The sequence below is a fragment of the Cupriavidus sp. DL-D2 genome (genome assembly GCF_039710735.1).
Taxonomy (GTDB): Bacteria; Pseudomonadota; Gammaproteobacteria; order Burkholderiales; family Burkholderiaceae; genus Cupriavidus.
The window spans coordinates 1-2,400 of sequence record NZ_JBDKXK010000120.1 but is presented as its reverse complement, the minus strand read 5'-3'; the positions used below and the strand labels follow the sequence as shown (position 1 = coordinate 2,400).

Annotated in this window: 3 protein-coding genes and 1 pseudogene; all 4 read left to right on the top strand. The window is 58.0% G+C overall.

Annotation, left to right across the window (positions count from 1 at the left end):
- Window positions 1-402 (top strand): hypothetical protein (locus tag ABDB81_RS30195; RefSeq protein WP_346814388.1); only part of this gene is annotated, 402 nt, incomplete at its 5' end.
- A 23-nt stretch (window positions 403-425) separates the two neighbouring features.
- Complete coding sequence (locus ABDB81_RS30190) at window positions 426-674, top strand: PAAR domain-containing protein (RefSeq protein ID WP_346814387.1); 249 nt, start codon at window positions 426-428, stop codon at window positions 672-674.
- Window positions 675-769: 95 nt separating this feature from the next.
- On the top strand, window positions 770-1,921 hold the full coding sequence (locus ABDB81_RS30185; protein ID WP_346814386.1) for a hypothetical protein: 1,152 nt from the start codon (window positions 770-772) through the stop codon (window positions 1,919-1,921).
- Window positions 1,918-2,400: pseudogene (locus ABDB81_RS30180) on the top strand (type VI secretion protein VasK); the annotation flags it as partial. The gene ABDB81_RS30185 and the pseudogene ABDB81_RS30180, both read left to right, overlap by 4 nt.

Below are 2,400 nucleotides of genomic sequence, written 5' to 3'. Positions count from 1 at the left end.
AACGACATGTTATGCCCTACACACAAAATTCCTGACAGGCCCGCCGGTCCGCATCCGCTCGATCGCTACATTGAGCTTTCAGTAACGCCATCGCTGTACAACTGCCACATGATCATGCACCTCTACTATGTAGGAGGACTTCCGCTGATCGGCAAAATTCTGGCTTACCCGTTCGTCCTGCTCTACACAGCTACACGCTGGCTTGTTTTGCACACCTGCCGTACACCCAGATTCCCACCAGAGGTCGAAGCGACCTGTCAGATCGAGCCGACTGATCCCGATGTCTGGCCGGTCCCGCGCCGCTGTTTTGAAACTGCCAACTCAGTTCCCGGCATGTACGAGTACATGATGGGCAAAGAGCAGCAGGCGCGTAAAAACGAACAACGGATACTTGGCAAGTAATCGATCCACAGGAAAAAATCAAAATGGATTTCATCCGCCTTGGCGACAAGACTACCGGCGATGGCAGTGTCATCAGTGCATCAGAAACCATGAGTTACGACGGCCGCAAGGTTGCTCGGCAAGGTGATCGGGTCACTTGCAAGAAGCATCCGCGGGTCAATCCGAACATCATCATCGAGGGTGACGTGTCCATGAAGGACGAAGGCGTACCGCTTGCGCGGCATCTGTATCGCGTCACCTGTGGTTGTCAGGTCATTTCGAGTTCGTGCTGAAGGTTGCTGCCATGCCTGTAACACTACCCTCACAGCCGAAAACGCCTCTTCCCAAGCCACCCAATAGGTATGTCTGGATAGCGATATTCGTAGCCGTGATTGCTATCGGCTCCGCGCACGCGTTGTGGACCTGGCCGGCAGACGTGCCCAACGGTACGCCGTGGTTCTGGGTAAGAGTCGCGGCATTTCCGGCGCTTGCGGGGATGGGCCTATTCGGTCTCCGCCTGATGTATTTCGAGCAGGAGACCGAGCGGCTGGAAGCCGAGGAGGCGCAATGGAAAGAGGATCACGCTGAGGCGCTCCGTTTCGCTCAGGAGCCGCTCGCGGTAATCGACGTTGCATATCTCTGTGCATTCGGCGGCCACGCGGCGTCCGCGCGCATTGCGGAAGGCAGCACACTACTGCAGTCACAGAAGCCCAAAGGGGACGGCGAGGCGGTTCGATGTACCACGCTGCCAAGTTTGGAAGGCCTCCATCACATCGCGCGCTTTGAAGCTGCATTCGTGGATCTGCTGGATCGGCTCGACAGCACGATTCACTCACTCGCGGGAAGTATTCCACTGGAAGTCTATCTGCAACTACCGGAATACGCATACTCAAGCGACTTGCTGGAGAGATGGCAGGTTTGCTGGAACAGCTTCGGCTATCGGCCAGTACAAGCCGCTCTGCTCTCGCCACAGCAAGACCTGATGGAAACGGACGCGTGGCTGGACACCCATGGAGGGCCGGCGTTAGAGAAGTTTGCGTTGTTCGTTTCCGTTCAATTGCATGTAAATCCACAGGCAGACAGCGCGGAAGCGGCGGTTGCGGTGCTGCTGGGATGGGCGCCGCTAGCTCAGCGCAAAGCGGTGCCGATTCGCGCGCTGTGGCATCGTCCGATAGAAGCGAAGGAAGGTGCGTTGCGCGCTGCAATGTCGACGGCGCTGCAATGGGGCAATGCGGAAGCGAAACAGGTCACAGACATCTGGCAAGCAGGACTGACTTCCTCCGAAAAGCCCGAAGTGCTCAAGGCATCGTCGGATCTGGAACTCGCTTCATCCCAGGCTGAAGGCTTGTCAGGTGTCCACGACATCGACCTGTCTTTGGGCAATGCCGGCTGCGCCACGGCATGGCTGGCTGCTGCGCTGGCGATCGAGCGCGCAGCGCAGACCGGTACTCCTCAACTCGTGGTGACGCGGCAGCAGAGGTTGCACATCGCTGTCGTTCAAACGTTACCGACTCCTCAAGAAGTCGAGCATCAAGCATGAAGCTTTCAGGTTATTGGATCACCGTCGGTACGGCGACGCTGGCTGCGGCAGTTGTGGCATGGTTCCGGGGTGAATCGTTTCATCCTTCCACCGAGGTACGCGTTCTGGTAGTCACGCTCGCAGGTGTTGTGTTGCTTGCATTGCGTGCCCCACTGTCCAGCTTATGGCGTTGGATAGCGCAGAATTCCCGTGGAAACGATACGGGAAGGTACTCGCGAGAGGCGTCGGCCCGTGTCGGACAGGCCAAACAATCCGATATCGCAAACCGGGCATGGCGGAAGACACTGACCGAAGCCCTGAAAGATGGCTTCCGCTGGCGCTACCGCCACCCCTGGCTCCTCCTCACCGGCGACAACGCCGCCATCCAGCGTCTCCTTCCCGATATCGTCGAACACGGTTTTCAGCAAACGGACGATGCCGTGTTGCTGTGGAATGGGACTGGCGACAACGGGCAGCCCGATCCATCCTGGCTCAAGCAT